23 protein-coding genes are annotated in these 24853 nt (G+C 66.1%); 1 reads left to right on the forward strand and 22 read right to left on the reverse strand.

Annotated features, from left to right (window positions below):
• Position 1: 1 nt before the first annotated feature.
• From ABL838_RS15975 to ABL838_RS15985, 3 genes are all read right to left on the reverse strand, one after another.
• A complete protein-coding gene (locus ABL838_RS15975) occupies positions 2-274 on the reverse strand; it encodes a general secretion pathway protein GspL (protein WP_240650500.1) in 273 nt (90 codons plus the stop codon).
• Between the two features lie 21 nt (positions 275-295).
• The gene (locus ABL838_RS15980) at positions 296-544 is read right to left on the reverse strand and encodes a hypothetical protein (protein WP_126020122.1); all 249 of its coding nucleotides are present in this window, start codon (positions 542-544) and stop codon (positions 296-298) included.
• A gap of 303 nt (positions 545-847) precedes the next feature.
• Positions 848-1750 carry a LysR substrate-binding domain-containing protein gene (locus ABL838_RS15985; RefSeq protein WP_418121147.1) on the reverse strand — a complete coding sequence of 301 codons (903 nt, stop codon included), beginning with the start codon at positions 1748-1750 and terminating at the stop codon, positions 848-850.
• Between the two features lie 135 nt (positions 1751-1885).
• Between ABL838_RS15985 and ABL838_RS15990 the strand changes: the two genes are divergently transcribed.
• Entirely contained in the window at positions 1886-2554 is a 669-nt protein-coding gene (locus ABL838_RS15990) for an FMN-dependent NADH-azoreductase (protein WP_418121148.1), read from the forward strand.
• 10 nt (positions 2555-2564) lie between these two features.
• Here the strand turns inward: ABL838_RS15990 and ABL838_RS15995 are convergent, their stop codons facing one another.
• The 19 genes from ABL838_RS15995 to ABL838_RS16085 form a co-directional block, all read right to left on the reverse strand.
• A complete protein-coding gene (locus ABL838_RS15995) occupies positions 2565-3470 on the reverse strand; it encodes an SDR family oxidoreductase (RefSeq protein ID WP_126020128.1) in 906 nt (301 codons plus the stop codon).
• Positions 3471-3551: 81 nt separating this feature from the next.
• Positions 3552-4490, reverse strand: a complete 939-nt coding sequence (locus ABL838_RS16000; RefSeq protein ID WP_369662239.1) for a glutathione S-transferase family protein — start codon at positions 4488-4490, stop codon at positions 3552-3554.
• Positions 4491-4522: 32 nt separating this feature from the next.
• Entirely contained in the window at positions 4523-6166 is a 1644-nt protein-coding gene (locus tag ABL838_RS16005) for an isovaleryl-CoA dehydrogenase (RefSeq protein WP_418121149.1), read from the reverse strand.
• A 103-nt stretch (positions 6167-6269) separates the two neighbouring features.
• The gene (locus ABL838_RS16010) at positions 6270-7286 is read right to left on the reverse strand and encodes an NADP-dependent oxidoreductase (RefSeq protein WP_418121150.1); all 1017 of its coding nucleotides are present in this window, start codon (positions 7284-7286) and stop codon (positions 6270-6272) included.
• Between the two features lie 30 nt (positions 7287-7316).
• Positions 7317-7778: a PaaI family thioesterase gene (locus tag ABL838_RS16015; protein WP_184637720.1), complete on the reverse strand. Its 462-nt coding sequence runs from the start codon at positions 7776-7778 to the stop codon at positions 7317-7319.
• A 138-nt stretch (positions 7779-7916) separates the two neighbouring features.
• On the reverse strand, positions 7917-8714 hold the full coding sequence (locus ABL838_RS16020; RefSeq protein ID WP_418121151.1) for an SDR family oxidoreductase: 798 nt from the start codon (positions 8712-8714) through the stop codon (positions 7917-7919).
• Between the two features lie 28 nt (positions 8715-8742).
• On the reverse strand, positions 8743-9045 hold the full coding sequence (locus ABL838_RS16025; protein WP_019652558.1) for a Dabb family protein: 303 nt from the start codon (positions 9043-9045) through the stop codon (positions 8743-8745).
• 11 nt (positions 9046-9056) lie between these two features.
• Complete coding sequence (locus ABL838_RS16030; RefSeq protein ID WP_184637718.1) at positions 9057-9320, reverse strand: hypothetical protein; 264 nt, start codon at positions 9318-9320, stop codon at positions 9057-9059.
• The gene (locus tag ABL838_RS16035; RefSeq protein WP_418121152.1) at positions 9320-11173 is read right to left on the reverse strand and encodes an acyl-CoA dehydrogenase; all 1854 of its coding nucleotides are present in this window, start codon (positions 11171-11173) and stop codon (positions 9320-9322) included. Before ABL838_RS16035 ends, ABL838_RS16030 begins: the two co-directional genes overlap by 1 nt.
• 170 nt (positions 11174-11343) lie before the next feature.
• Positions 11344-12519, reverse strand: coding sequence for an acetyl-CoA C-acyltransferase (locus tag ABL838_RS16040; protein ID WP_369662235.1), 1176 nt, complete (start codon positions 12517-12519; stop codon positions 11344-11346).
• Positions 12520-12574: 55 nt separating this feature from the next.
• Positions 12575-14050, reverse strand: coding sequence for a M20 family peptidase (locus ABL838_RS16045; RefSeq protein WP_418121153.1), 1476 nt, complete (start codon positions 14048-14050; stop codon positions 12575-12577).
• Between the two features lie 39 nt (positions 14051-14089).
• Positions 14090-16195: a 3-hydroxyacyl-CoA dehydrogenase NAD-binding domain-containing protein gene (locus ABL838_RS16050; protein ID WP_126020152.1), complete on the reverse strand. Its 2106-nt coding sequence runs from the start codon at positions 16193-16195 to the stop codon at positions 14090-14092.
• A gap of 266 nt (positions 16196-16461) precedes the next feature.
• Positions 16462-17157, reverse strand: a complete 696-nt coding sequence (locus tag ABL838_RS16055) for an ABC transporter ATP-binding protein (protein WP_126020154.1) — start codon at positions 17155-17157, stop codon at positions 16462-16464.
• Position 17158: 1 nt separating this feature from the next.
• Complete coding sequence (locus tag ABL838_RS16060) at positions 17159-17929, reverse strand: ABC transporter ATP-binding protein (protein ID WP_369662233.1); 771 nt, start codon at positions 17927-17929, stop codon at positions 17159-17161.
• Positions 17926-19254, reverse strand: a complete 1329-nt coding sequence (locus ABL838_RS16065) for a branched-chain amino acid ABC transporter permease (protein WP_418116496.1) — start codon at positions 19252-19254, stop codon at positions 17926-17928. The genes ABL838_RS16060 and ABL838_RS16065 overlap by 4 nt, the downstream gene beginning before the upstream one ends.
• A gap of 4 nt (positions 19255-19258) precedes the next feature.
• Complete coding sequence (locus tag ABL838_RS16070) at positions 19259-20212, reverse strand: branched-chain amino acid ABC transporter permease (protein ID WP_126020162.1); 954 nt, start codon at positions 20210-20212, stop codon at positions 19259-19261.
• 79 nt (positions 20213-20291) lie between these two features.
• Entirely contained in the window at positions 20292-21524 is a 1233-nt protein-coding gene (locus ABL838_RS16075) for a branched-chain amino acid ABC transporter substrate-binding protein (protein WP_126020164.1), read from the reverse strand.
• A gap of 199 nt (positions 21525-21723) precedes the next feature.
• Positions 21724-22953: a branched-chain amino acid ABC transporter substrate-binding protein gene (locus ABL838_RS16080; protein WP_369662231.1), complete on the reverse strand. Its 1230-nt coding sequence runs from the start codon at positions 22951-22953 to the stop codon at positions 21724-21726.
• Positions 22954-23096: 143 nt separating this feature from the next.
• Positions 23097-24740, reverse strand: a complete 1644-nt coding sequence (locus ABL838_RS16085) for a 3-(methylthio)propionyl-CoA ligase (RefSeq protein ID WP_418121154.1) — start codon at positions 24738-24740, stop codon at positions 23097-23099.
• Between the last annotated feature and the right edge of the window lie 113 nt (positions 24741-24853).

Genomic DNA, 24853 nt, shown 5'->3' on the forward strand with positions numbered 1-24853 from the left:
CTCAGCGCTCCTGCGGACGAGCGGCAGCGCCGGCGGCAAGCTCGGCCAGGCATTCCCTGACCGCCTGAAGCGGCGTCCTCTCATGGCAGCGTGCCGCGGCCTCGCGCGCGACGGCTTCGCTCAGGCGCCGCTCCTGCGCGGCCTCGACCTGCAGTTCGACAATCCATTTCATGAGCACGGCCAGCACGATCAGCAGCCCGATCGCAGCGCCGATGAAGGTCAGGCGCCAGCTGCCGATGCGAAGGATGGGAGCCGTGCCAGGCTTGCCGGCCATGGTTTCTTCCCGCCCGGGCATCTAGCGCGGCAGGCCCGGAAAGACCCACATGCTCAGGCCGAGGATCAGCCCGATCCCAAGGAACACGATGGCGGCCGTGGTGAACACCGATGCCGCCACGATGTTCTGGACGAACAGCGCCATCAGCACGAACCCCACTGCGGCGGCGAAGCACATCACGACCGGCAGCAGCGCCCTGAGCGCCGCGCCGCGCCCGGGCACCGAGGTTGGTTCGTCCGGGCTGCCTTCGCGCAGGAACGGGGTTCGCATGACTGTCCTCCTCTTCGCGATATCTCGCGTATATGCATGGGGTCCGCTGAAGAAGGCCGGCTGCTTCGGGGCAACCTTTTCTGACCTTCATCAAAGAAAGTGTCCGAAGGTTAAGGAAAGGATCCGGCCGGGCTAAGGGATTACTGCGCGAACCTCGCGCGCGAGAAGAGGCCCGGCGAACAAAGCTCGACGGCCTGCGTAATAGTTAACAACCGGTACACCGCAAGGCATCGCCCGATCCTCGCGCAGACTCTAGAAGCCCGGACCGGCCGCCACCAGTGTCGAAAGTCATTGCACGCGAAGTCAGCTATTCGCGCCGGGCGGCTGAAGCTCCCTCACCCACTCGAACACCGCCGCCACGGCGGGTTCGTCGCGCCGGGCCTGGGGGCAGACGAGATGGAACGGCAACCCCGGCAGTTCCGGGCCGAAGGGCTGCACGAGATTGCCCGCGCGCAGTTCGTCCGCGATCAGCGCCAGGCTCATCAGCGCGACGCCCTGCCCCTGCAGCGCGGCCCACACCGTGTGCGTCTCGTCGGAGAACACCGGCCCCGCCGATACGTCGAGGCCCGGCACCTGCGCTTCCTGCTGCCACGCGGCCCATGTGCCGGGCTGGCTCTTGCTGCCGGGCACCGTGAAGTGCAGCAGCGTGTGCCGCGCCAGCTCGTCGGGCCGGCGCAGCTTGAGCGCGGGGCTGCACGCGGGCGCGAAGACGTTATCGAACAGCTTTTCAGACACCATGCCCGGCCACTGCCCGCGTCCGTAGCGGATCGCGAGGTCGGCCGTGACGCCATCGAGCGCCACCGCGTCGTGCGACGCGTGAATGCGCAGGTCGAGCCGCGGATGCAGCGCGCGCAGCGTGCTCACGCGCGGCAGCAGCCATCGCGCCGCGACCGCCGGGGTGGTCGACAGCGTGATGGCCATGCGCTCAGGTGGCGCTCGCAGCCGTGCGACGGCGTTCGCCATCGCGTTGAACGCTTCGCCGAGCACCGCCTGAAGTTCCCTGCCCTGCGGCGTGAGCACCAGTTGCCTCGGCTGGCGGATGAAGAGCGCCACGCCCAGCGAATCCTCCAGTTGGCGCACCTGGTGGCTGATGGCCGTGGGCGTCACCGAGAGCTCGTTGGCCGCGAGCTTGGCGCTGCAATGCCGCGCCGCGGCTTCGAAGGCGCGCAGCGCCGCCAGCGGAGGGAGTTGGCGAAGGTTGGCCATGGATGAATTTATTTTTCAGCAACGCAAAGAAATCATCGTTTGTCGCCTTAGCGGTGCGCCGATAAATTTCTCTCCATGCCAGGCAGACAGCTGAATTCTCTTCATCCAACCTTTCATGTCAAAGAGGACTGCACCATGACCACACTGCTCCACATCGACGCCAGCGCCCGCCCCGGCCGTTCGGGCACGCATGTCCACGGCTCGCATTCGCGCCGCCTCAGCCATCACTTCGTGACGACCTGGCGGGCAGCCCGTCCGGACGACGAAGTGATCTACCGCGACATCGGCGCCGCGCCGCCCGGCAACGTCACGGGCGAGTGGATCGCCTCGGGCTATACGCCGGCCGGGCAGCGTGAGCCGTGGATGCACGCGGTGCTCGCCGAAAGCGACGCACTGATCGACGAGCTCCGCCGCGCCGACGTGCTGGTGATCGGCGCGCCCATGTACAACTTCGGAATGCCCGCGCCGCTGAAGTCGTGGATCGACAACATCGTGCGCATCGGCTCGACCTTCGACTTCGACCGCGCCCGCGAGAACCCGTACGTGCCGTTGCTGGCCGAGCGACACCGCCGCACGGTGTTGCTCACCTCGTGCGGCAGCAGCGGCTACGGCCCGGGTGGATTCCAGGCGCAGATGGACCTGCTCACGCCGGGCATCGCGAGCCCGCTGGCGCTGCTCGGGCTCAACGAAGTGCACAGCGTGGCGATCGAGCACGCTGAAGACCACGGCAACCTGCTCGACCGCTCCATCGCCAGCGCGCTTGCCCGTGTCGAAGCGCTCGTGGCCGAACTGCAGGCCGGCTGAACGCCCCGGCTCAGGCCGAGCGCAACTGCTCGCGCAGCTTCTGGCCGATTTCGGGCCGCTCCAGGAACGGGTCGGCCGGATTGGTGATGGAGACGATGTTCTCCATGCGGCTGCGCACGTTGCCCAGCGCCTTCGGATGGCTGAACACGTAGAACTGGTTGTCGCTGATGGCTTCGAACACCTTGGCGGCCACTTCGGCAGCCGTGATCTTGCCGCTGCTCACAGCCTTGTTGCTCATCGCCTGGCCGATCAGCTGGCTCTTGGTGAGCTCGCTTTCCTTCGGCGCGTTCGGACGGTTGCGCTCGCTGCTGGTGATGCCGGTGGGCACGAAGTACGGGCACAGCAGGCTCGCGCCGATCTGGTCGGTGACGAGGTTCAGGTCCTGGTACATCGTCTCGGTAAGGCTCACCACCGCGGCTTTCGCGGCGTTGTAGATGCCCATGTTGGGCGGCGTGAGCAGGCCGGCCATGCTGGCCGTGTTGGTCACGTGGCCGCGGTAGGACGGGTCCTTGGCCGCAGCCTCCAGCATCATCGGCACGAACAGGCGTACGCCATGGATCACGCCCCACAGGTCCACGCCCAGCACCCATTCCCAGTCGGCCACGGTGTTCTCCCACACCAGGCCGCCGGCGCCCACGCCCGCGTTGTTGAAGACGAAGTGCGGCGCACCGAAGCGCTCCTTCACGGCAGCGGCCAATGCCTCCATCTGGGCCGCGTCCGACACATCGACCTTGCGCGCCAGCACCTGCACGCCGGCCGCTTCCATCTCGGCCTGGGCCTTGTCGAGCGCATCCTGCTGCACATCGACCAGCACGAGGTTCATGCCGCGGGCGGCGCCGATGCGCGCGCACTCCAGGCCGAAGCCCGAACCCGCGCCGGTGAGAACGGCGGTCTTGCCCTTGAAGTCCTGAATCATTGGGTGCTTTCCTTTGGTTGACTCTGTGCCGTCTATTGGACCGCTTCAAGCGGAGAACGGCTGTCGTTCGCGTGACGCGAGTCAGCCCTCGGCCTTCTTCAGCACATACCCGATCCGAGGAAAGTGCACATGCACCGTGCCCGCGCGCTCGCTGCTGCGCTCCAGCGTGTAGTGCGTGCGCGTGGCGGCCACGAGCGTGCCGGGCGTCTCTTCGAGGCCGAAGCTCTCGGCGCGGATGGTGACTGCGGTGCCCAGCGGAATGCCGTGGTCGTCCTGGAAGGTGCTGTCGGTCAGCAGTGAATGCGGCGTCGAGGCCTTCGCCACCGCGATGGCTTCTTCGCTCGAGAACTTCTCGGGCACGTCGTGGCCGATGGCGGCCATGCGGTCCATCCAGTCGATCACCGCGGGCGTGAGGTCGAGGATGGTGCGGACCGACTCTATGCGCCGCGTGTACCACAGCGGGTGGTAGGCCGAGAAGTCGGCGATGCTGGGCACCTCGCCGAGCAGATAGGGCTTCTCGTCGAGCATGTCCGACAGGCGGCGCAGGTACGACTTGTAGGCGCTGGTGGCGTCGGCCGGGCGCAGGCGGGTCATGTTGCCCGCGCTCATCTTGCCGCGGTCCTCGCCGAAGGCCTTCGCGGCTTCGGGCGGCGCCTTGGCAAACACTTCCGCCGCGCCCCTGGGCTGCAGGTTCCAGGCCATGGCGGCCCAGAAGAGCGTGGTGTCGGCCCACTGCGCGAGGATGCGCGACATGCCTTTTTCAGGCTCCGGATAGAGCGTGGGTTCGGGCCGCAGATGCTCGAGCACGTCGGCGATGAGCGCGCTGTCGCAATAGATGTCGGCGCCGATCTGCAGGAACGGCGTCTTGCGGTAGCCGCCGGTGAGCACCTCCACGTCGGGCTTGGGCATGATCGGCGGGATGAAGACCGACTTCCACGGCAGCTTCTTGGCGCCGAGGATGAGGCGCACCTTCTCCGAGAACGGCGAGGTGAGGTAGTGATGGAGGATCAGGTCGGCCATGGTGTTTCCCGTGGGTTGTCGTTCGTGTTGCGTCAGCGCGGCTGTGCGCGCTGGATGATGGCGTCGAAATCTGTGCCTGCGCCCAGCGTGCCGAAGGCATTGCCCCAGTCGCCGGCCAGGCGCGATGCGCAGAACGCGCCGGCCACTGCAGCCGGCGCCGTCTGCACCAGCAGCGCGGCCTGCACGGCCAGCGCCACGTCCTGCGCGAGACGGCGGGCCTCGGCTTCCGAAGCCATCGCCTCGATGCGCGCCGGCAGCGCATCGGCCAGCCGGTCGAGCGCGGCGTGATGTCCGCGCGCAGGTGCGAGTTCCTTCGCCAGCGTGGCCACCGCGTCGCCCTTGCGCAGGCCGCGCAGCAGGTCGAGCGCCATGATGTTGCCCGCGCCTTCCCAGATGGAGTTGAGCGGCATCTCGCGGTAGATGCGGGCCATGATGCCTTCGCCGCCCTCCTCCACGTAGCCGTTGCCGCCCAGGCATTCCATGGCTTCCTGCGCGAAGGCGCTGCCGCGCTTGCAGATCCAGAACTTGGCGACCGGCGTGAGCAGCCGGGCCATCAGGCGCTCGTGCTCGTCGGACTGGTTGTCGAAGGCCCTCGCGAGGCGGATGGCGAGCGCGGTGGCGGCCTCGCTCTCCAGTGCGAGGTCGGCCAGCACGTTCTTCATCAGCGGCTGTTCGATCAGCGCCTTGCCGAAGGCCATGCGCTGCGTGGCGTGATTGAGCGCGATGGCCAGCGACTGGCGCATCAGCCCGCTGGTGCCCAGCGCGCAGTCGAGCCGCGTCATCGTGCCCATCTCGAGGATCTGCGGGATGCCGCGCCCCTCCTCGCCCACGAGCCATGCGATGGCGCCATGGAACTCCACCTCGGAGCTCGCATTGGCCTTGTTGCCCAGCTTGTCCTTCAGCCGCTGGATGCGGATGGCGTTGCGCGAGCCGTCGGGCAGCACGCGCGGCAGGAAGAAGCACGAGAGCCCGGCGGGCGCCTGGGCCAGCACCAGGAAGGCATCGCACATCGGCGCCGAGAAGAACCACTTGTGGCCGGTGATGGCGTAACGCTCGCCCCAGGCGTCGCCGGTGCCGTCGCGCACGGCCTGCGTGGTGTTGGCCCGCACGTCGGAGCCGCCCTGCTTCTCGGTCATGCCCATGCCCATGGTCACGCCGGGCTTGTCGCTGAAGGGCTTGAGCGCCGGGTCGTACCAGAGGCTGCCGAGCTTCGGCGCCCAGTCGGCATGCACCGCCGCGTTGCCGCGCAGCGCGGGTGCAACGGCATATGTCATGGAGACGGGGCAGAGAATCGACGGCTCCAGCTCGGTGAAGAGCATGAAGCCAGCCGCGCGCAGCACGTGCGGCGAGGCCGATGTGCCGGTCCACGGCGTGCCGTGCAGCCCGGCGCCCACCGCGGCGCTCATCAGCGCGTGATAGCTCGGATGGAACTCCACCTCGTCGATGCGCCGCCCGAAGCGGTCATGCGTGTGCAGCTCGGGCGTGTGGATGTTGGCGAGCCGTGCATGCGCCTGCATGCCGGCCGAGCCGAGGGTTGCGCCCAGTTCGTGCAGCTGCGCGGTCTGCAGCGCGGGCGCGTTGAACTTCAGCGCATCGCGCAGGGGCCGGTTGGTGTCGAAGAGGTTGTAGTCCACCAGCGGCGTGGGCTGGTTGAAGACCTCGTGCGTCGAGTCCATTCGAATACCTCCGTGCTCTGCACTGCGGTGCGCGCTGGCTTGGGGCGGCCCGGCGCGGCGCGCATGGCCGGCCTCCTTGCCGTGCGTTCAGCTCATTGATGCATCAGATCAGCTTAACCAGTTGCTTGCCGAAGTTCTTGCCCTTGAGCAAGCCCAGGAATGCCTCGGGCGCAGATTCGATGCCCTGCGCGATCGACTCGCGCGGCTTGAGCTTGCCAGTGGCCACCAGCGTGCCCAGCTCGGCCAGCGCCTCGGGCCACACTTCCATGTGCTCGCTGACGATGAAGCCTTCGATCTTCATGCGGTTGATGAGGATCAGCGCCGGGTTGGCCAGCGGCAGCGGCTGGCCGTCATAGCCCGCGATCATTCCGCACAGCGCCACGCGGGCGAAGGCGTTGGCGCGCAGCAGCACCGCGTCGAAGATGTAGCCGCCGACGTTTTCGAAGTAGCCGTCGATGCCCTTCGGGCAGGCTTCCTTGAGCGCGGTGCTCATCGACTTCACATCGGGGTGCTGGCGGTAGTCGATGCAGGCGTCGAAGCCCAGTTCGTCCGTCACGTACCTGCACTTGTCGGCGCCACCCGCGATGCCGACCACGCGGCAGCCGCGCGCCTTGGCCAGCGCGCCGAAGGCACTGCCCACCGCGCCGCTGGCGGCTGTGACGACCAGCGTTTCGCCGGCCTTGGGCGCGATGATCTTCACCAGCCCGTACCAGGCGGTCACGCCCGGCATGCCGACGGCGCCGAGGTAGTGCGACAGCGGCACGTGCGTGGTGTCGACCTTCTTCAGCGCGCCGGGCTGCGAGGCATCGACCACGCTGTATTCCTGCCAGCCGCCGAAGCCCACCACCTTGTCGCCCACGGCGTACTTGGGGTGCTTGCTTTCCACCACTTCACCGACCGTGCCGCCCTGCATCGTCTCGCCCAGCGGCTGCGGCTGCGCGTAGCTCTTGGAATCGTTCATGCGCCCGCGCATGTACGGGTCGAGGCTCATGTAGTGGTGGCGCACCAGGACCTGGTTGTCCTTGAGTTCGGGGGTCTGGGCCGTGACGAGCTTGAAGTTGCTGGCGATGGCCTCGCCCTCGGGGCGGTTGTCGAGGTGGATCTGCTTGTTGGTGGGCATGGAAGGCTCCGGGGGAGAAATAGGGTCGGGTCAGTCGGTCGAGGGCGGGCGCATCTCGTTGGCGCTGGCCGGGCCGGTCGGCAGCCGGCGCTTCACGTACTTGAAGGTACCGGTGGCGTGGGCGCACACGCGCTCCTGCTCGTCGTAGATTCTGGCCTCGGTGAAAGCCAGCGTCGCCGTCCTGTGAATGAGCGTGCCGCGCGCGTGCAGCGGGCCGACCGAGGGCTGCATGAAGCTGGTCTTCATCTCGATGGTGACCACGCCCATCTCGGGCGCGATGCTGCGCGCGGCAGCGGCCATGGTGATGTCCAGCAGCGTCATGCAGGCGCCGCCGTGCGTCACGTCGAAGGTGTTCAAGTGCTCGGGCTTGGCGGTGTAGAGGATCTCCGATTCGCCGTTCTCGAACTTCGTCAGCTCGAAGCCCAGGTGGCGCGCGAAAGGGATGCGGCTCGTGTACGAGCGGAAATTGATGTCGTCGGTTTGATCGGTCATTTCAGTTTGCCAGCCTCCTGCACCTCTGCGCGGCCCGTTCGCGGGCTCCCGCGGAACCGGCTTCGCCGGGCCGCAGGGTGCGCCCCCTCGAGGGGGTGTCCGAGCCACACGAAGTGGGCGAGGCTGGGGGTGGTCATTTCAAGCTGCGCCGAGCACCACGCTCACGCCGCCGTCCACCGCCAGCCACTGGCCGGTGACGTGCTTGCCGGCGTCGCTCGCGAACAGCAGCGTCGGGCCCTTCAGGTCCTCCTCGTCGCCCAGGCGGCCCAGAGGCGCCTGCGCGGCCATCTTCTCCTCGCCCAGCGACTTGATGAGGCCGGCGGCCATCTTCGTCATGAAGAAGCCCGGGCAGATGGCGTTCACGTTGATGTTGTACTTGCCCCATTCGGCAGCCAGCGTGCGGGTGAAGCCGATGACCGCGGTCTTGGAGGTGTTGTAGGCCAGCGTCTGCATCTCGGGCGGGTTGCCATTGAGGCCGGCGATGGAGGCGATGTTGATGATGCGGCCCGATTTCTTCGGGATCATGTAGCCGTTGGCGATCTGCTGCGACAGGATGAAGTAGCCCCGCACGTTGAGGTTCATCACCTTGTCCCAGGCCTCGACCGGGTGGCTTTCGGCCGGAGAACCCCAGCTGGCGCCCGCGTTGTTCACAAGGATGTCGACCGCGCCCATGCGCTGCAGGGTCTCGTCGGCCAGGCGGCGGGTGTCTTCCTCCTTCGAGCAGTCGGCGGCGATCCAGCGCGCGTCGATGCCGGCGGCCTGCAGCTCGGCGGCCGCCTGCTCCAGGTCGTCGGCCTTGCGCGAACTCAGCATGATCTTCGCGCCGGCCTCGCCCAGCGCGTGGGCCATCTGCAGGCCCAGGCCGCGCGAGCCGCCGGTGACGAGGGCGGTCTTGCCGGTGAGGTCGAAGAGTTTCTGGACGGTGCGTGCGGTCATGGCTTGTCTCCGGGGTTCGGGTTGTGTTTCAGATCGTGTAGTCCATGCACTGGCGGGCTTCGCGGACCGCGCCGATGAATGGCTTCAGGGCCACGTGCTGCGGATGGTCGGCATAGGCCGCCAGGGCGGCGGCGTCGGTGAATTCCGAGTACAGGACCAGGTCGTAGGTGGCTTCCAGTCCGGGCTGGGCGATCGCCACCTCGAAGCGCAGCGTGCCGGGCGACAGCTTCGCGCAGGCGTCGAGCAGCGCCTTGGCCTTGAGCAGGTTGGTGGCCTTGTCGGCGCCCTCGGCGTGCTCCTTGAACTTCCACATCACGATGTGCTTGAGCATGGCGGGCCTCGTTACTTGCTTGAAGGGGTGTTGGGAAGGCGCGAGCGCACGTAGATCAGCACGAAGCCAACCAGCGCCACGATGCCGCCGGGAACGGAGATGGACCAGCCCAGCGCGGCATCGGTGCGGCCGGTGGCGATGCCCAGGATCACGACGAACAGGCCGCCGTAGATCAGGATCCAGATCCATTTCTCCAGCCGCGCATGCGGCTTCGGCGGCTTGGCGGCGGGGGTGTTGCTGCTGGGGGTGGGGTTCGGCGAATCGGTGGTGGCCATCAGAAGGCGTCCTCGGGCAAAGCTGTACAGGTCGGATCACGGGTTTCGACCACGTTGAGCCATGCGCCGATTTTCGGCAGCTCGTAGTGGAAGAAATAGTCCGTGGCGCCGATCTTGCCAGCTGTTACCGCCCTCGCCTTTTCCGCGTCGGTTTGCAGGGCCTTGCCCGCGACGTCGAGCCAGATCCAGGCCAGCACCGTGTGGCCGAAGGCCTGCATGTACGGCACCGCATTGGCCAGCGCGTCGGCCGGGTCGCCGGTGGACCAGGCGGCCTCGGTGGCGCTGCCGATGCGCTGCAGCGCGGCGCCCAGCGCCTTGGCGTGGCCAGCCAGCGCCGGCACCTTGGCCGCGCGGCCGATGGTGTCGGTCATGCGCGCGGCCAGCAGCTGCAGGCCGCGGCCCTTCTCCATCAGCACCTTGCGGCCGAGCAGGTCGGCCGCCTGGATGCCGTGGGTGCCCTCGTGGATCATGTTCAGGCGGTTGTCGCGCCAGTACTGCTCCACCGGAAAGTCGCGCGTGTAGCCGTAGCCGCCGTGCACCTGGATGGCCAGCGAATTCGCCTCCAGGCACCACTCGCTGGGCCAGCTCTTGGCGATGGGCGTGAGCACCTCCAGCAGCAGCCGCGCGTCGTCGGCGGCGTGCGCGTCGCCGGTCTTCTGCTCGTCGACCAGCCGGGCGCAGTACAGCTCCAGCGCCAGCGCGCCCTCGCAGTACGCCTTCTGGGCCAGCAGCATGCGGCGCACGTCGGCGTGTTCGATGATGCGCACCTGCGGCGCGGCCGAATCCTTGGCGACCGCCGTGCCGGCGGCTTCGGGTTTCTTCACCAGCCGGCCCTGCGGGCGGCTCTTCGCGTATTCGAGCGAGGCGTGGTAGCCGGCCATGCCGAGCATGGTGGCCGCCGTGCCGACGCCGATGCGCGCCTCGTTCATCATGTGGAACATGCAGTGCAGGCCCTTGCCGGGCTCGCCGACCAGGTAACCCACCGCGCCGGCCTTGCCGTCGACCGGGTACCTGCCCTCGCCGAAGTTCAGCAGCGTGTTGGTGGTGCCGCGCCAGCCCAGCTTGTGGTTGAGGCCCGCGAGCGCTACGTCGTTGCGCTGGCCCGTGAGATTGCCCTGGGTATCGACCATGCGCTTGGGCACGATGAAGAGCGATATGCCCCGCGTGCCGGGCACCAGCCTGCCGTTCTCGTCGGGAATCTTCGCCAGCACGATGTGCACGATGTTCTCGGTCAGCTCGTGGTCGCCCGCCGAGATCCACATCTTGTTGCCCGTGAGGCGGTAGCGCGGACCCAGCGGATCGTTCTGGAAGTCGTCGCCGTCGGGCACCGCGCGCGTGGCCACGTCGCTCAGCGACGAACCCGCCTGCGGCTCCGACAGGCACATGGTGCCCGCCCAGCGGCCCGAGAACTCGTTCTTGGCGAAGACCTCTTTCTGCATCTCGGTGCCATGCACCATCAGCAGGTTGGCGTTGCCGCTGGTGAGCATGTTCGAGCCGATGCTCACCGAGGCCATCGCGAAGAAGCTGTTGGCCGCGGCCTGCAGCGTGTAGGGCAGCTGCATGCCGCCGATGTCGTAGTCCTGTGCCGCGCTCATCATTCCCGACTCGACGAAGGCCTTGTGCGCATCGTGCGTGGCCTGCGGCAGCACGACCTTCTCGCCGTCGAAATGCGGCTCCTGCGTGTCGACCGTGCGGTTGAACGGCGCGTACTTCTCGCGCGCGATGCGCTCGCAGGTGTCGAGCACCGCGTCGAAGGTCTCGCGCGAATGGTCGGCGAAACGCTCGCGCTGGTTGAGGGATTCGGCGTCGAGCCAGTCGTAGAGCAGGAAGTCGAGGGTGGGACGAAGGCTCATGAAATTCTCCAGGGGGTCGGGATCGGACAGCCGAACGCAGAACAGGTACAAAAAATACGCAGAAGTCGCAGAGAAAAACCAATCAAATTCTGGTTTCTCTTCTGCGACTTCTGCGTAACCTTCGCGACCTCTGCGTTCGGAAGTCCGAATTCAGCGGCTCAGGTGGAAGCTCAGAGCACCTCGAACACGCCCGCGGCGCCCATGCCGCCGCCGATGCACATCGTGACCACGACCTTCTTCGCGCCGCGGCGCTTGCCTTCGATCAGCGCGTGGCCCGTCAGGCGCTGGCCGCTCACGCCATAGGGGTGGCCCACGGCGATGGCGCCGCCGTTCACGTTCAGGCGGTCGGCCGGAATGCCCAGCTTGTCGCGGCAGTAGATCACCTGCACGGCGAAGGCTTCGTTCAGCTCCCACAGGTCGATGTCGTTCACCGTGAGGCCCAGGCGCTTGAGCACCTTCGGAATGGCGAAGACGGGGCCGATGCCCATCTCGTCGGGTTCGCAGCCGGCCACTGCGAAGCCGAGGAAGCGGCCCATGGGCTTCAGGCCCTTCTGCTGCGCGTACTTCTCGTCGACCACCACGCAGGCGCCGGCGCCGTCGGAGAACTGGCTGGCGTTGCCGGCCGAGATCAGGCCGCCGGGCAGCGCCGGGCGAATGCCGCTGATGCCTTCCTTGGTGGTGCCTGGGCGGATGCCTTCGTCGTTCTCGACGGTGACTTCCTTGGTACGCAGGCCCATCACGGGGTCGGCTACGCCGGCCAGCACGGTGATGGGGGCGATCTCGTCCTTGAACTTGCCGGCTTCCAGCGCGGCGGTGGCGCGCTGCTGGCTCTGCGCGCCGTATTCGTCCATGGCGTCGCGGCCGATGTTGTAGCGCTTGGCGACCTGCTCGGCCGTCTGCAGCATGTTCCAGTAGATCTCGGGCTTGTTCTTCACCAGCCACGGGTCGGCCAGCATGTGCTTGTTGGCTTCGTTCTGCACGCACGAGATGCTCTCGACGCCGCCGGCCACGTAGACCTCGCCTTCGCCCGCGATGATGCGCTGGGCTGCGGTGGCGATGGTCTGCAGGCCCGAGGAGCAGAAGCGGTTGATGGTCATGCCCGAGGTGGTGATCGGCAGGCCGGCGCGCAGCGCGATCTGGCGCGCGATGTTGGAGCCGGTGGCGCCTTCGGGCGTTGCGCAGCCCATGAGGACGTCGTCGACCGATGCGGGGTCGATGCCGGCGCGCTGCACGGCGTGCTGCACCGCGTGGCCGCCCAGCGTGGCGCCGTGCGTCATGTTGAAGGCACCCTTCCAGCTCTTCGCGAGCGGCGTGCGGGCAGTGGAAACGATGACGGCGCTGGTCATGGTGAGGTCCTTTGAAGCAGATGGAAGGGAAAAGAGGTTGCGTAAGCAGGTGTCGTCATTGCGCCGGAGCAGCGTTGGCGTTGCTCAGGAGCTGGCGGTAGAAGCCGATCATCTCGCCATAGTTCGAGATGGCCAGGCGTTCGTTGTTGCCGTGGAAGCGCGCGAGGTCTTCGTTCTTCATGCGGAACGGCGAGAAGCGGAAGACGGCGTCGCTCACGATGCTGAAGTGGCGCGAGTCGGTGGCCGCGGTCATGAGGCCCGGGGCCACCACCGCATCGGGAAAGCTCTGGCGCACGGCCTGTTCGATCGCGCGGTAGCCGGTGCTGTCGGTCGACGACACCGGTGACGGCTCGGAGTTGCCCGGGTAGGCCTTGATCTTGATGTCGTCGTTGCCCAGCGCCTTGCGCAGATGCGCCTCGGTGCTGGCGATGGTGTCGCCCGGCAGGATGCGGAAGTTGACGGCAGCCTCGGCGCGGCCGGGCAGCACGTTGTCCTTGTTGCCCGCGCGCACGATGGTCAGCGCGGTGGTGGTGCGCAGCATGGCGTTGCTGCTGGGGCTCTTCTCGAGGACGCCGCGCACCAGCGGCTCGGTGAGCCACAGGTTGGAAAGCATCACGCGGTTGACGCCGCTCATCTCGGGCGCGAGCGCGCCGAACATCTGGCCGGCCACGCCCTTGATGCCCCCGGGCATCGGGTTGGCTTCGAGCCGCGCCAGCGCCGCGCTCATGCTGCCGATGGCGCTGTGCTGCGGCGGCATCGACGAATGGCCGGGCGCGGTGTCGAGCGAGAGGAAGAAGGTGGCGTAGCCCTTCTCCGCCAGGCCGATGAGCGCCGCCGGCTGCTTCAGGCCCGGCAGCACGCCGTCGAGCACCAGAAGGCCCTCGTCGAGCACCCAGTCGAGGCGCACGTTGCGCGACTTGAGCAGTTCGGCGATGGGCAGCGCGCCGCGCAGGCCGCTCACCTCCTCGTCGTCGCCCATCACGAGGTAGACGGTCTGCCTAGGCTTGAAGCCGCTGCCGATGAGCAGTTCGATGGCCTCCATCTGCGCAAACAGGTTGCTCTTGTTGTCGAGCGTGCCGCGACCCCAGATGAAGCCGTCCTTGATCTCGCCGGAGAACGGATCGACCGTCCATGCCTTCTCGGTACCGGGCGCGATGGGCACCATGTCCTGGTGCGCCATGAGCGCTACGGGCCTGGCCTGCGGATCGGTGCCGGCCCAGGTGTAGAGCAGCGCCTTGTTGCCCACCACTTCCTTCTTCAGGGTGGCGTGCACCTTCGGGAACTGCTGCTCCAGGTAGGCGTGCAGCTTGTCGAACTCGGCCGCGTTGGCGGCCGGGTCGTCGAGGCCCGATACCGTGCGGAACGTGATCGCCGTGGACAGCCGCCTGGCGGCCGCCTGCAGGTCGATGTCCAGCTTGGGCGCGGGCGCCACCGCCAGCTGGCGCGACGGCGTGGTCCAGGTCTTGACCGCCACGGCGGCCGCAAGCAGCACAACTGCCAGCAGCAGCCCGAGGAAGATGCGTTTCAACATTGGCGGTCTTGGTCCCGGCTCAGGTTCTGCGCGTCGTCATCAGCCGAAGGACTTGCCTTCTGCCACCAGCTTCTGGATCAGCGGCGCGGGCTGCCAGAACTCGGCATCGTCGCGCGGATTCTTGGCGAAGCGCTTCATCGTCTCGGCCACGTTGTACAGGCCGACCTGCGACGCGTAGTGCATGGGGCCGCCGCGGTAGATCGGGAAGCCGTAGCCGGTGAGGTACACCATGTCGATGTCGCCCGACTTGGAGGCGATGCCGTCTTCCAGGATGTGTGCGCCTTCGTTGACCAGCGCATACACCAGGCGCTGCACGATTTCTTCGTCGGAGATCTTGCGCGGCGTGATGCCCAGCTCCTTGCGGTGGTCCTCGATCATCTTGTTGACCAGCTCCGACGGGATGGCGTCGCGCTTGCCGGCCTGGTAGTCGTACCACCCTGCCCCGGTCTTCTGGCCGAAGCGGCCCAGTTCGCAGAGCTTGTCGGCCGTGCGGCTGTACTTCATGTCGGCGCGCTCGACGGCGCGGCGCTTGCGGATCGCCCAGCCGATATCGTTGCCGGCCAGGTCGCCCATGCGGAACGGGCCCATGGCGAAGCCGAACTTCTCGATGGCCTTGTCCACCTGCTGCGGCGTGGCGCCTTCGTCCAGCAGGAAGCCGGCCTGGCGGCTGTACTGCTCGATCATGCGGTTGCCGATGAAGCCGTCGCAAACGCCCGAGACCACGGCCGTCTTCTTGATCTTCTTGCCGATGGCCATGACGGTGGCCAGCACGTCCTTGGCGGTGGCCTTGCCGCGCACCACTTCCAGCAGCTTCATCACGTTGGCGGGGCTGAAGAAGTGCATGCCGACCACGTCCTGCGGACGCTCGGTGAACGACGCGATCTTGTCGACGTCGAGCGTGGAGGTGTTCGATGCCAGGATCGCGCCCTTCTTGGCGACGCGGTCGAGCTCCTTGAACACCTTCTCCTTCACGCCGATTTCCTCGAACACGGCCTCGATGATGAGGTCGGCGTCCTTCAGCTCGTCGTAGCTGAGCGTGGTGCTCAAGAGGGCCATGCGCTGCTCGTACTTGTCCTGCTTGAGCTTGCCCTTCTTGACCTGGGCTTCGTAGTTCTTGCGGATGGTTGCGATGCCGCGGTCGAGCGCTTCCTGTTTCATCTCGAGGATGGTCACGGGAATGCCCGCGTTCAGGAAGTTCATCGAGATGCCGCCGCCCATGGTGCCGGCGCCGATCACGCCGACCGACTTGATCTCGCGCTTGGGGGTGTCCTCGGGCACGTCGGGGATCTTGCTCGCGGCGCGCTCGGCCATGAACAGGTGGCGCAACGCCAGCGACTCGGGCGTGAACATCAGCGAGGTGAAGATGCGGCGCTCTTCGGCCATGCCGGCGTCGAACTTCATCTTGGTGGCGGCCTGCACGGCATCGACGCACTGCAGCGGCGCGGGGTAGTTCTTCGACATGCCGCCAACCATGTTCTTCGCAAACTGGAAGTAAGCATCGCCCTGCGGGTGCTTGCACGGCAGGTTGCGCACCAGGGGCAGCTCATCGCCCGTCTTGCCGGCCACGCTCTTGGCGAAGGCCACGGCCTCGTCGAACACCGATTCGGCCGAGGCGGCCAGCTTGTCGAACAGCTTCTGGCCGGGCACCGATGCGAGCAGTTCGCTCTTGACCGGTTCGCCGCTGACGATCATGTTCAGGGCCGTCTCCACGCCCAGAACGCGCGGCAGGCGCTGTGTGCCGCCCGCGCCGGGGATCAGGCCCAGCTTGACTTCGGGCAGCGCGACGTTGGTGCCGGGAGCGGCCACGCGGTAGTGGCAGCCCAGGGCCAGTTCGAGGCCGCCGCCCATGCACACCGAGTGGATGGCAGCGACGATGGGCTTGGGAGAAGCTTCGAGCGCAAGGATCACGCTCAGCAGGTTGGGCTCCTGCAGCGCCTTGGGCGTACCGAACTCCTTGATGTCCGCGCCGCCCGAGAACGCCTTGCCGGCGCCGGTGATGACGATGGCCTTGACGGCGTCGTCGGCATTGGCCTTGGACAGGCCGTCGGTGATGCCGATGCGCGTCGAGAAACCGAGACCGTTGACCGGAGGATTGGTCATGGTGATCACGGCGATATCGCCGAGCACTTTGTATTCAGCCGTCATGCTGCGTTCCTTGGTGTGTGAAGAAAAAGAAGAAAAAGCACGAGTGTTCTTTTTCGGGGGATTCTAGGCGTTTCGCGCGGCCCAACAATGGCACGCAGTCGCTGTAGAGACAAGGGCCGTGGATGCGGGAACGGGTACCGAACGCAGAAGACGCAAAGATTTCGCAAAGGACGCGAAAGGGAAAGCAGATCATTTTTTCTGACTTGCTTTCGCGTCCTTCGCGAAACCTTCGCGCCCTCTGCGTCCGGAAATCCGCATCCAGCGGCCTAGACCTCCAGCCACTCCTTTCGGGTGGTGGCGTCGGCGCGCAGGCCGGCGGGGGTGCCGTCGAAGACGATGCTGCCGTGGCCCATGACGAGCGCACGGTCGGAGATTTCCATCGCGATGGTGAGCTTCTGCTCGATCAGCAGCACCGAGATGCCCTTGTCCTTGAGCGTGCGCAGGTACTGCCCCACCAGCTCGACGATCTTGGGCGCGAGGCCCTCGGTGGGCTCGTCGATGATGATCAGGTCGGGGTCGCCCATCAGCGTGCGGCACAGCGTGAGCATCTGCTGCTCGCCGCCCGAGAGCACGCCGGCCTCGGTGTGCTGGCGCTCCTTCAGGCGCGGGAACATGCCGTACATGTCGTCGAATGACCAGCGGCTGCCCTTGCCCGAGCCCTTCTGCCCCAGCAGCAGGTTCTGGTGCACCGTGAGCTTGGGGAAGATGTCGCGGTTCTCCGGCACGTAGCCGATGCCGCAGTGCGCGATCTCGTAGGCCTTTCGGCGCAGGATGTCCTGGCCCTTCCAGTGCAGGCCGCCCTCGGCATGCACCAGGCCCATGATGGCCTTGGCGGTGGTCGAGCGCCCCGAGCCGTTGCGGCCCAGCAGCGCGACGATCTCGCCCGGGTTCACGTCGAAGGAAACACCATGCAGCACATGGCTCTTGCCGTAGTAGGCGTGGATGTCTTGAAGCTTCAGCATTTCAGTGTCCAGCCCCTTGTGCATCGGCGACGGCGGAGCCCAGGTAAGCCTCCTGCACGCGCGCATTGGCGCGGACGGCAGCCGGCGTGTCGAAGGCGATCACCTCGCCATACACCACCACCGCGATCTTGTCGGCCAGCCCGAAGACCACGCCCATGTCGTGCTCCACCGTCAGCAGCGTCTTGCCGACGGTGACGTGCTTGATGAGCGAGATGAAGTGCGAAGTCTCCGTCTTGCTCATGCCGGCCGTGGGCTCGTCCAGCAGGATCACGCTGGCGCCGCCCGCGATGGTCACGCCGATCTCCAGCGCGCGCTGCTCGGCGTAGGTGAGGTTCACCGCGTGCACGTCGCGCTTCTTCTCCAGGCCGATCTGGCGGATGAGTTCTTCCGTGCGCTCGTTGGCGTCGTCGAGGTTCGAGAGAAAGCGCAGGAAGGTGTACTTGTAGCCCAGGCTCCACAGTACGCCGCAGCGCAGGTTCTCGAAGACGGTGAGCTTCGGGAAGATGTTGGTGATCTGGAAGCTGCGCGACAGCCCCATGCGGTTGATCTCGTACGGCTTCATGCCGTCGACGCGCGTGCCGTTGAGCAGCACCTCGCCGCTGCTGGGCGCGAGCCGCCCGCTGATCAGGTTGAAGAGCGTCGACTTGCCCGCGCCGTTCGGCCCGATGATGGCGATGCGCTCGCCGGCCTTCACGGCCAGGTCGACGCCTCGGATGATGTCGGTCTTGCCGAAGCTCTTGCGCAGGTTCTTGAGTTCGAGTGAATAGGTCATGCCGTCTCCCGCCGCTTGATCTCGGCTTCGATTTCTTCCTGCGCATGGCCCCAGACCTTCGCGAAGCGCCGGCGCACCACTTCGAACACGCCCAGGCCGACAGCGAACAGGACCACGGCGACCACCCAGGCCATGGCCGAGGATGTGTCGAGCTGCAGGCCGGCGAACGGCACCACCGGCCCGAGCGCCGCGTTGAGCTGCATGTGATAGATCATCTCGACGATGGCCGCCGCACCCGCGAGCATGATGGCCGCGCCGACGAGAAGGCCCACGTACAGCAGGTAGAAGCGCTTGATCTTGCCGAACAGCGCCACGCGCACGTTCATCATGATCAGGCTGGCCACGCCACCGGGCGCGAACATCACCATCAGCAGGAACACCAGGCCCACGTACAGCAGCCAGGCCTTGCTGAGCTCCGACAGCAGCACCAGCGCGAACACCAGCAGCGCCGCGCCGATGATGGGCCCGAAGAAGAAGGTCGCGCCGCCGAGGAAGGTGAACAGCAGGTAGCTGCCCGAGCGCAGCCCGTTGAGGCTGTCGGCCGCGTTCACGATCTCGAAGTTGATGGCCGCCAGCCCGCCGCCGATACCGGCGAAGAAGCCAGCGATGATGAAGGCGTAGTAGCGCACGCGCTGCGTGTTGTAGCCGATGAACTCCACACGCTCCGGGTTGTCGCGCACCGCGTTCAGCATGCGCCCGAGCGGCGTGCCGGTGAAGGCGAACATCAGCCCGGTGCAGATGAAGCAGTAGACGGCGATCAGGTAGTACACCTGGTTCTGCGGACCGAAGTTGAGCCCGAAGAACGAGGCGCCGTACACGCGGTTGGTGGTGATGCCGCCCTCGCCGCCGAAGAAGCTGGGGAACATCAGCGCCATGGCTGCCACCAGCTCGCCCAGGCCCAGCGTGATCATCGCGAAGGTGGTGCCCGACTTCTTGGTCGACACGTAGCCGAAGAGCGCGGCGAAGAACATGCCGCCCAGCCCGCCCACGAGCGGAATGAGCACCAGCGGAACCGGCAGCTTGCCCGCGCCGGCCAGGTTCATGGCGTGGATGGCGATGAACGAGCCCATGCCCACGTACACCGCATGCCCGAAGCTGAGCATGCCACCCTGCCCCAGCAGCATGTTGTAGCTCAGGCAGATGATGATGAGATAGCCGATCTGCGACAGCATGGTCAGCGCCAGGCTGCTGGTGAAGATCATCGGCGCCACGATCAGCAGCAGCGCGAAGAAGGACCAGATCAGGATGCGGCCGATGTTCAGCGGCTTGAACCGGTAGTAGCGCACCGGCGTGGAGGTCGAAGCGGTTGTCGTTGCGGTGTTCATCGCGTCAGTCCTCCCGCGTTCCGAGAAGACCCTTGGGCCTGAAGATGAGGATCAGCACCAGGAAGAGGTACGGAAGGATCGGCGCGACCTGCGAGATCGTCAGCCTGAGCAGCTCGTAGCCGAAGGTCTGGTCGGTCACCGCCACGCCGAAGGCCTGCAGGCCGGTGGCGAGCGACTGGTCCATGGCCACGGCGAAGGTCTGCACCACGCCGATGATCAGCGAGGCCAGGAAGGCACCGGCCAGCGAGCCCATGCCGCCGACCACCACCACCACGAAGATGATGGAACCCACCGACGCGGCCATGGCCGGCTCGGTGACGTAGGTGTTGCCGCCGACCACGCCGGCCAGCCCCGCCAGCGCGGCGCCGCCGCCGAACACCAGCATGAAGACGCGCGGCACGTTGTGGCCCAGCGCCTCGACCATCTCGGGGTGCTTCAGCGCCGCCTGGATCACCAGGCCGATGCGCGTGCGCGTGAGCAGCAGCCACACCGACACCAGCATCAGCACCGCCACCAGCATGATGAACGAGCGCGACTTGGGGAACTGCGTGCCGTAGAGCGTGAAAAGCGGCCCCTGCAGCGCCGACGGGAGGCCGTACGGCACCGTGGAGCGGCCCCACACCAGCTGCACGACTTCGAGGATCAGGTACGAAAGACCGAAGGTCACCAGCAGCTCGGGCACATGGCCGAACTTGTGGACGCGGCGCAGGCAGTAGCGCTCGAAGGCGGCACCCAGCGCGAACACCAGCACCGGCGCGATGACCAGCGCAGGCCAGAAGCCGACGATGCCCGACAGCGTGTAGGCGAAGTAGGCGCCCAGCATGTAGAAGCTCGCGTGCGCGAAGTTGAGCACGCCCATCATGCTGAAGATCAGCGTGAGGCCTGAGCTCAGCATGAACAACAGCAGGCCGTAGCTCACGCCGTTGAGCAGCGAGATGACGAAGAATTCGACGTTCATCGGTCTTTCGTGTCAGTTGAAAAAGAAAAAGGCCCGAGTGTTGAAGTCGGGCCTCGACCGCGTTGGCGCGTTCCCGGAATCAGGAGGGACGCTTCATCTGGCAGGAGGTGGGCGTGCTCGCCACGTAGGCGTCGTAGAACTTCACCGGCACCAGCGTGTAGCCGGTGTTCTCGGGGCTGTAGGGGTACTTGGCGGTGGCCTTCTCCCAGCGGGTGATGTACAGGCCCTGCTGCGCCTGGTGGTCGGTCTTGCGCAGCTCGATGTCGCCGTTGAAGCTCTTGAACTTCAGGCCTTCCATCGCGGCCGCGACCTTCACCGGGTCGGTCGACTTGGTCTTCACGAAGGCCTCGGTGAGCGCCTGGAACACCGTGTAGATGTCGGTGGTGTAGAGGTCGTCGTTGAACTTCTTCTTGAAGTCGTCGGCGTACTTCTGCATGTCGCCGCCCATGTTGTAGTGGGCGTAGCCGACCTGGTAGACCTTGCCGTCCGAAGCCGCGCCCATGGCGGTCGGCGTGCCGGTGGTCACGGCGTAGTAGGTGTAGAACTTGACGTTCAGGCCCGCATCGTTGGCCGCCTTGATCAGCAGCGCCAGGTCGGAGCCCCAGTTGCCGGTGATGACGGTGTCGGCGCCCGAGGCCTTGATCTTGGCGATGTACGGCGCGAAGTCGCGCACCTGGGCCAGCGGATGCAGGTCGTCGCCCACGATCTGGATGTCGGGACGCTTGTGCTTGAGGTCTTCCTTCGCGAACTTGGAGACCTGCTGGCCGTGCGAGTAGTTCTGGCCGATGATGTAGACCTTCTTGATCTCCGGCTGGTCCTTCATGTAGGTGGTCAGCGCCTCCATCTTCATCGACGTGTCGGCGTCGAAGCGGTACTGCCAGTAGCTGCACTTGCTGTTGGTCAGGTCGGGGTCGACGGCGGCGTAGTTCAGGTAGAGCGCCTCCTTGCCCGGGTTGCGCGCGTTGTTCTTCTCGAGCGCATCGATGATGGCGAGCGCCGGGCCGGAGCCGTTGCCCTGCACGATGTAGCGCGCGCCCTGGTCGAGGGCCGAGCGCAGCGCGCTGGTGGTCTCCTGCGGGCTGAGCTTGTTGTCGATGCCGATGATCTCGAACTTCACGCCCGCCGCGTTCTTCTTGTTGAACTCCTCGGCGAAGAACTGGAAGGTCTTGAGCTGGTTGGTTCCGACCGCGGCCATGAGGCCCGACAGCGGATCGAGCCATGCGATCTTGACGGTTTCGCCCTTCTGGGCAAAGGCACCGGTGGCGGTGGCAGCGATGACGGCTGCGGCGGCGATTTTCAGAGCGAACTTCAATCTATATCTCCTGGTCAAACCGATTCAAAACGCCGCACGAGAGTACAAGCGTTTGCAGCCCCTCCCCTCAGGGAATGCCCGTAAGAGGGGTGCCGCAAAGGCCCGTTTCTATCGCGCATGCGACACCGCGTTTCTCCAATTTGCTACCCGCCGGTAGACAGCTGCTACCGATGGGTAGGAAACGCGTTCACAAAGACGCCTAGGGGCGCTTCATCTGGCACGACGTGGGCGTGCTCGCCACGTACGATTCGAAGTACTTCACGGGAACGTTGGTGTAGCCGGTGTTCTCCGCGTCGTACGGGTACTTCGCGCTCGCCTTCTCCCACCTCGCGATGTAGAGGCCCTGCTGCAACTGGTGGTCGGACTTGCGCATCTCGACCTCGCCGTTGAAGCTCTTGATCTTCATGCCCTCCAGGGCCGCCGCCACCTTCACCGGGTCGGTCGACCTGGTCTTGACGAAGGCGGCATCGAGCAGCGCGAACACGTGATAGATCGACGACTGGGTGAGGTCGTCGTTCATGCGCTTCTTGTAGCCCGCGAGCAGCTGCTGGATCTCGCCGCCCATGTTGTAGTGGGCATAGGCCACGGTGTAGACCTTGCCTTCCGAAGTGGCGCCCATCGCCGTGGGCGTGCCCGCGCCCGGCGCGTAGTAGGTCAGGAACTTGACGTTCAGCCCCGAGTCGTTGGCTGCCTTGATGAGCAGCGAGAGGTCGGAGCCCCAGTTGCCGGTGATGACGGTGTCTGCGCCAGATGCCTTGATCTTCGCGATGTAGGGAGAGAAGTCGCGCACCTGCGCCAGCGGATGCAGGTCGTCGCCCACGATCTGGATGTCGGGACGCTTCACCTTCAGGTCTTCCTTGGCGTACTTCGACACCTGCACGCCGTGCGCGTAGTTCTGCCCGAGGATGTAGACCTTCTTGATGTCGGGCTGGTCCTTCATCCAGGTGGTCAGCGCCTCCATCTTCATCGACGTGTCGGCGTCGAGCCGGAAGTGCCAGTAGCTGCACTTGCTGTTGGTCAGGTCGGGGTCGACCGCCGCGTAGTTCATGTACAGCAGCTCCTTGCCCGGGTTGCGCGCGTTGTTCTTCTCGATGGCGTCGATGATCGCGAGCGCGGGGCCGGAGCCGTTGCCCTGCATGATGTAGCGCGCGCCCTGGTCCTGCGCGGAACGCAGGGCCGCGGTGGTCTCCTGCGTGCTGAGCTTGTTGTCGATCGCGATGATCTCGAACTTCACGCCCGACTGGTTCTTCTTGTTGAACTCTTCGGCAAGGAACTGCGTGGTCTTCAGCTGATTGGTGCCCACCGCCGCCATCAGGCCCGACAGCGGGTCGAGCCAGGCGATCTTGACGGTCTCGCCCTTCTGGGCGAACGCCGCGGCAGCGCTCACCAGCATTGCACAGGCAGCTACAGACTTGATGGCAAATTGCATGAAGAGTCTCCAGTGTGAAAGGCGGACCGCCAGCGTACAAGCGGCCTTTTTTTCGCCGCACAGGGATTGCCCGCAAGCAGGGCCGCCGGGGCCGCCTTGCTATCGCGTATGCGACAGCGCGGCGCTCGCGGCGGGCCCGGCGGTCATGCCGTGGGCAGCTTGTAGTCCTTGAGCAGCTCCCGCAGCTTCGTCTTGAGGATCTTGCCGGTGGCGCCCAGCGGGATGGCCTCGACGAACACCACGTCGTCGGGGATCTGCCACTTGGCGGTCTTGCCCTCGTAGAACTTCAGCAGCTCCTCGCGCGTGACCTCCGCGTTGGGCTTCTTCACGACGGCGATGATCGGCCGCTCGTCCCACTTCGGGTGGAACACGCCGATGCACGCGGCCATGGCCACGCCCGGGTGCGCGACGGCGATGTTCTCGATGTCGATGGAGCTGATCCACTCGCCGCCGGACTTGATCACGTCCTTGCTGCGGTCGGTGATCTGCAGGTAGCCCTCGGCGTCGATGGTGGCCACGTCGCCCGTGGGGAACCAGCCGCGGTTGCGTTCATCTGGAATGAGCGGATCGCCGCCCTCGCCCTTGAAGTACTCCTTGACGATCCACGGGCCCTTGACCAGCAGGTCGCCGTAGGCCTTGCCATCCCAGGGCAGCTCCTTGCCGTCGCCGTCGACGATCTTCATGTCGACGCCGAAGATGGCGCGGCCCTGCTTCATGCGGATCTGCAGCTGCGCGTCGGCCGGCAGCGACAGGTGCTTGTTCTTGAGCGTGCACAGCGTGCCCAGCGGGCTCATCTCGGTCATGCCCCAGGCGTGCAGCACCTCCACGTTGTAGATGTCCTGGAACGCCTTGATCATGGCCGGCGGGCAGGCCGAGCCGCCGATCACCGTGCGGTTGAGCTTGCTGAACTTCAGGCCGCCCGCCTGCATGTGGCCCAGCAGCATCTGCCACACGGTGGGCACGCCGGCGGCGAAGGTCACGCCCTCGGCCTCGATGAGCTCGTACACCGACTTGCCGTCGAGCGCCGCGCCGGGGAACACCAGCTTGCAGCCCACCAGCGCCGCCGAGTACGGAATGCCCCACGCGTTGACGTGGAACATCGGTACCACCGGCAGCACCGAGTCGCGCGCCGACAGGCGCATCACGTCAGGCAGTGCAGCGGCATACGCATGCAGCATCGTCGAGCGATGGCTGTAGAGCGCGGCCTTCGGGTTGCCCGTGGTGCCGCTCGTGTAGCACATGCTCGAGGCGGAGTTCTCGTCGAAGCTGGGCCATTCGTAGTCGGTCGGCTGCGAGCCCATCCAGCTTTCGTAGCTCACGAGGTTGGGCACGCCGCTGTCGGCCGGCAGCTTGTCGGCATCACACAGTGCAACCCATTTCCGGATCGTGGGACACCGCGCATGCACCGCCTGCACCAGCGGCAGGAACGTGAGGTCGAAGCACAGGATCTGGTCTTCGGCATGGTTGGCGATCCACGCGATCTGGTCGGGATGCAGCCGCGGGTTGATGGTGTGCAGCACGCGGCCGCTGCCGCTCACGCCGTAGTACAGCTCCAGGTGGCGATAGCCGTTCCAGGCCAGGGTGGCGATGCGGTCGCTGAACAGCAGCTGCTCGCCATCCAGCGCGTTGGCCACCTGCCTGGCGCGCGATGCGATGTCGCGCCACGTGCAGCGGTGGATATCGCCTTCGACACGGCGCGAGACGATCTCGCCGTCGCCGTTGTGGCGCTCGGCGAACTCGATCAGCGACGAGATCAGAAGCGGTTGGTCTTGCATCAAACCCAGCATCTACGGACTCCTATGTGAAATGACTTCTTCAAAGCTCGGGAACAACGCATTCACGCAAGCTTCGGCCATTTGCACAATGACACAAACCCGCACTGCACGATTGAACGAAGCGG

This window comes from Variovorax sp. 160MFSha2.1 (genome assembly GCF_048305075.1).
GTDB classification, from domain to species: Bacteria; Pseudomonadota; Gammaproteobacteria; order Burkholderiales; family Burkholderiaceae_C; genus Variovorax; species Variovorax guangxiensis.

Excerpts from the sequence above, each read along its gene's own strand:
- ABL838_RS15975 (WP_240650500.1), bottom strand. The coding sequence starts at position 274 with ATGGCCGGCAAGCCTGGCACGGCTCCCATCCTTCGCATCGGCAGCTGG.
- ABL838_RS15980 (WP_126020122.1), bottom strand. The coding sequence starts at position 544 with ATGCGAACCCCGTTCCTGCGCGAAGGCAGCCCGGACGAACCAACCTCG.
- ABL838_RS15985 (WP_418121147.1), bottom strand. The coding sequence starts at position 1,750 with ATGGCCAACCTTCGCCAACTCCCTCCGCTGGCGGCGCTGCGCGCCTTC.
- ABL838_RS15990 (WP_418121148.1), top strand. The coding sequence starts at position 1,886 with ATGACCACACTGCTCCACATCGACGCCAGCGCCCGCCCCGGCCGTTCG.
- ABL838_RS15995 (WP_126020128.1), bottom strand. The coding sequence starts at position 3,470 with ATGATTCAGGACTTCAAGGGCAAGACCGCCGTTCTCACCGGCGCGGGT.
- ABL838_RS16000 (WP_369662239.1), bottom strand. The coding sequence starts at position 4,490 with ATGGCCGACCTGATCCTCCATCACTACCTCACCTCGCCGTTCTCGGAG.
- ABL838_RS16005 (WP_418121149.1), bottom strand. The coding sequence starts at position 6,166 with ATGGACTCGACGCACGAGGTCTTCAACCAGCCCACGCCGCTGGTGGAC.
- ABL838_RS16010 (WP_418121150.1), bottom strand. The coding sequence starts at position 7,286 with ATGCCCACCAACAAGCAGATCCACCTCGACAACCGCCCCGAGGGCGAG.
- ABL838_RS16015 (WP_184637720.1), bottom strand. The coding sequence starts at position 7,778 with ATGACCGATCAAACCGACGACATCAATTTCCGCTCGTACACGAGCCGC.
- ABL838_RS16020 (WP_418121151.1), bottom strand. The coding sequence starts at position 8,714 with ATGACCGCACGCACCGTCCAGAAACTCTTCGACCTCACCGGCAAGACC.
- ABL838_RS16025 (WP_019652558.1), bottom strand. The coding sequence starts at position 9,045 with ATGCTCAAGCACATCGTGATGTGGAAGTTCAAGGAGCACGCCGAGGGC.
- ABL838_RS16030 (WP_184637718.1), bottom strand. The coding sequence starts at position 9,320 with ATGGCCACCACCGATTCGCCGAACCCCACCCCCAGCAGCAACACCCCC.
- ABL838_RS16035 (WP_418121152.1), bottom strand. The coding sequence starts at position 11,173 with ATGAGCCTTCGTCCCACCCTCGACTTCCTGCTCTACGACTGGCTCGAC.
- ABL838_RS16040 (WP_369662235.1), bottom strand. The coding sequence starts at position 12,519 with ATGACCAGCGCCGTCATCGTTTCCACTGCCCGCACGCCGCTCGCGAAG.
- ABL838_RS16045 (WP_418121153.1), bottom strand. The coding sequence starts at position 14,050 with ATGTTGAAACGCATCTTCCTCGGGCTGCTGCTGGCAGTTGTGCTGCTT.
- ABL838_RS16050 (WP_126020152.1), bottom strand. The coding sequence starts at position 16,195 with ATGACGGCTGAATACAAAGTGCTCGGCGATATCGCCGTGATCACCATG.
- ABL838_RS16055 (WP_126020154.1), bottom strand. The coding sequence starts at position 17,157 with ATGCTGAAGCTTCAAGACATCCACGCCTACTACGGCAAGAGCCATGTG.
- ABL838_RS16060 (WP_369662233.1), bottom strand. The coding sequence starts at position 17,929 with ATGACCTATTCACTCGAACTCAAGAACCTGCGCAAGAGCTTCGGCAAG.
- ABL838_RS16065 (WP_418116496.1), bottom strand. The coding sequence starts at position 19,254 with ATGAACACCGCAACGACAACCGCTTCGACCTCCACGCCGGTGCGCTAC.
- ABL838_RS16070 (WP_126020162.1), bottom strand. The coding sequence starts at position 20,212 with ATGAACGTCGAATTCTTCGTCATCTCGCTGCTCAACGGCGTGAGCTAC.
- ABL838_RS16080 (WP_369662231.1), bottom strand. The coding sequence starts at position 22,953 with ATGCAATTTGCCATCAAGTCTGTAGCTGCCTGTGCAATGCTGGTGAGC.
- ABL838_RS16085 (WP_418121154.1), bottom strand. The coding sequence starts at position 24,740 with ATGCTGGGTTTGATGCAAGACCAACCGCTTCTGATCTCGTCGCTGATC.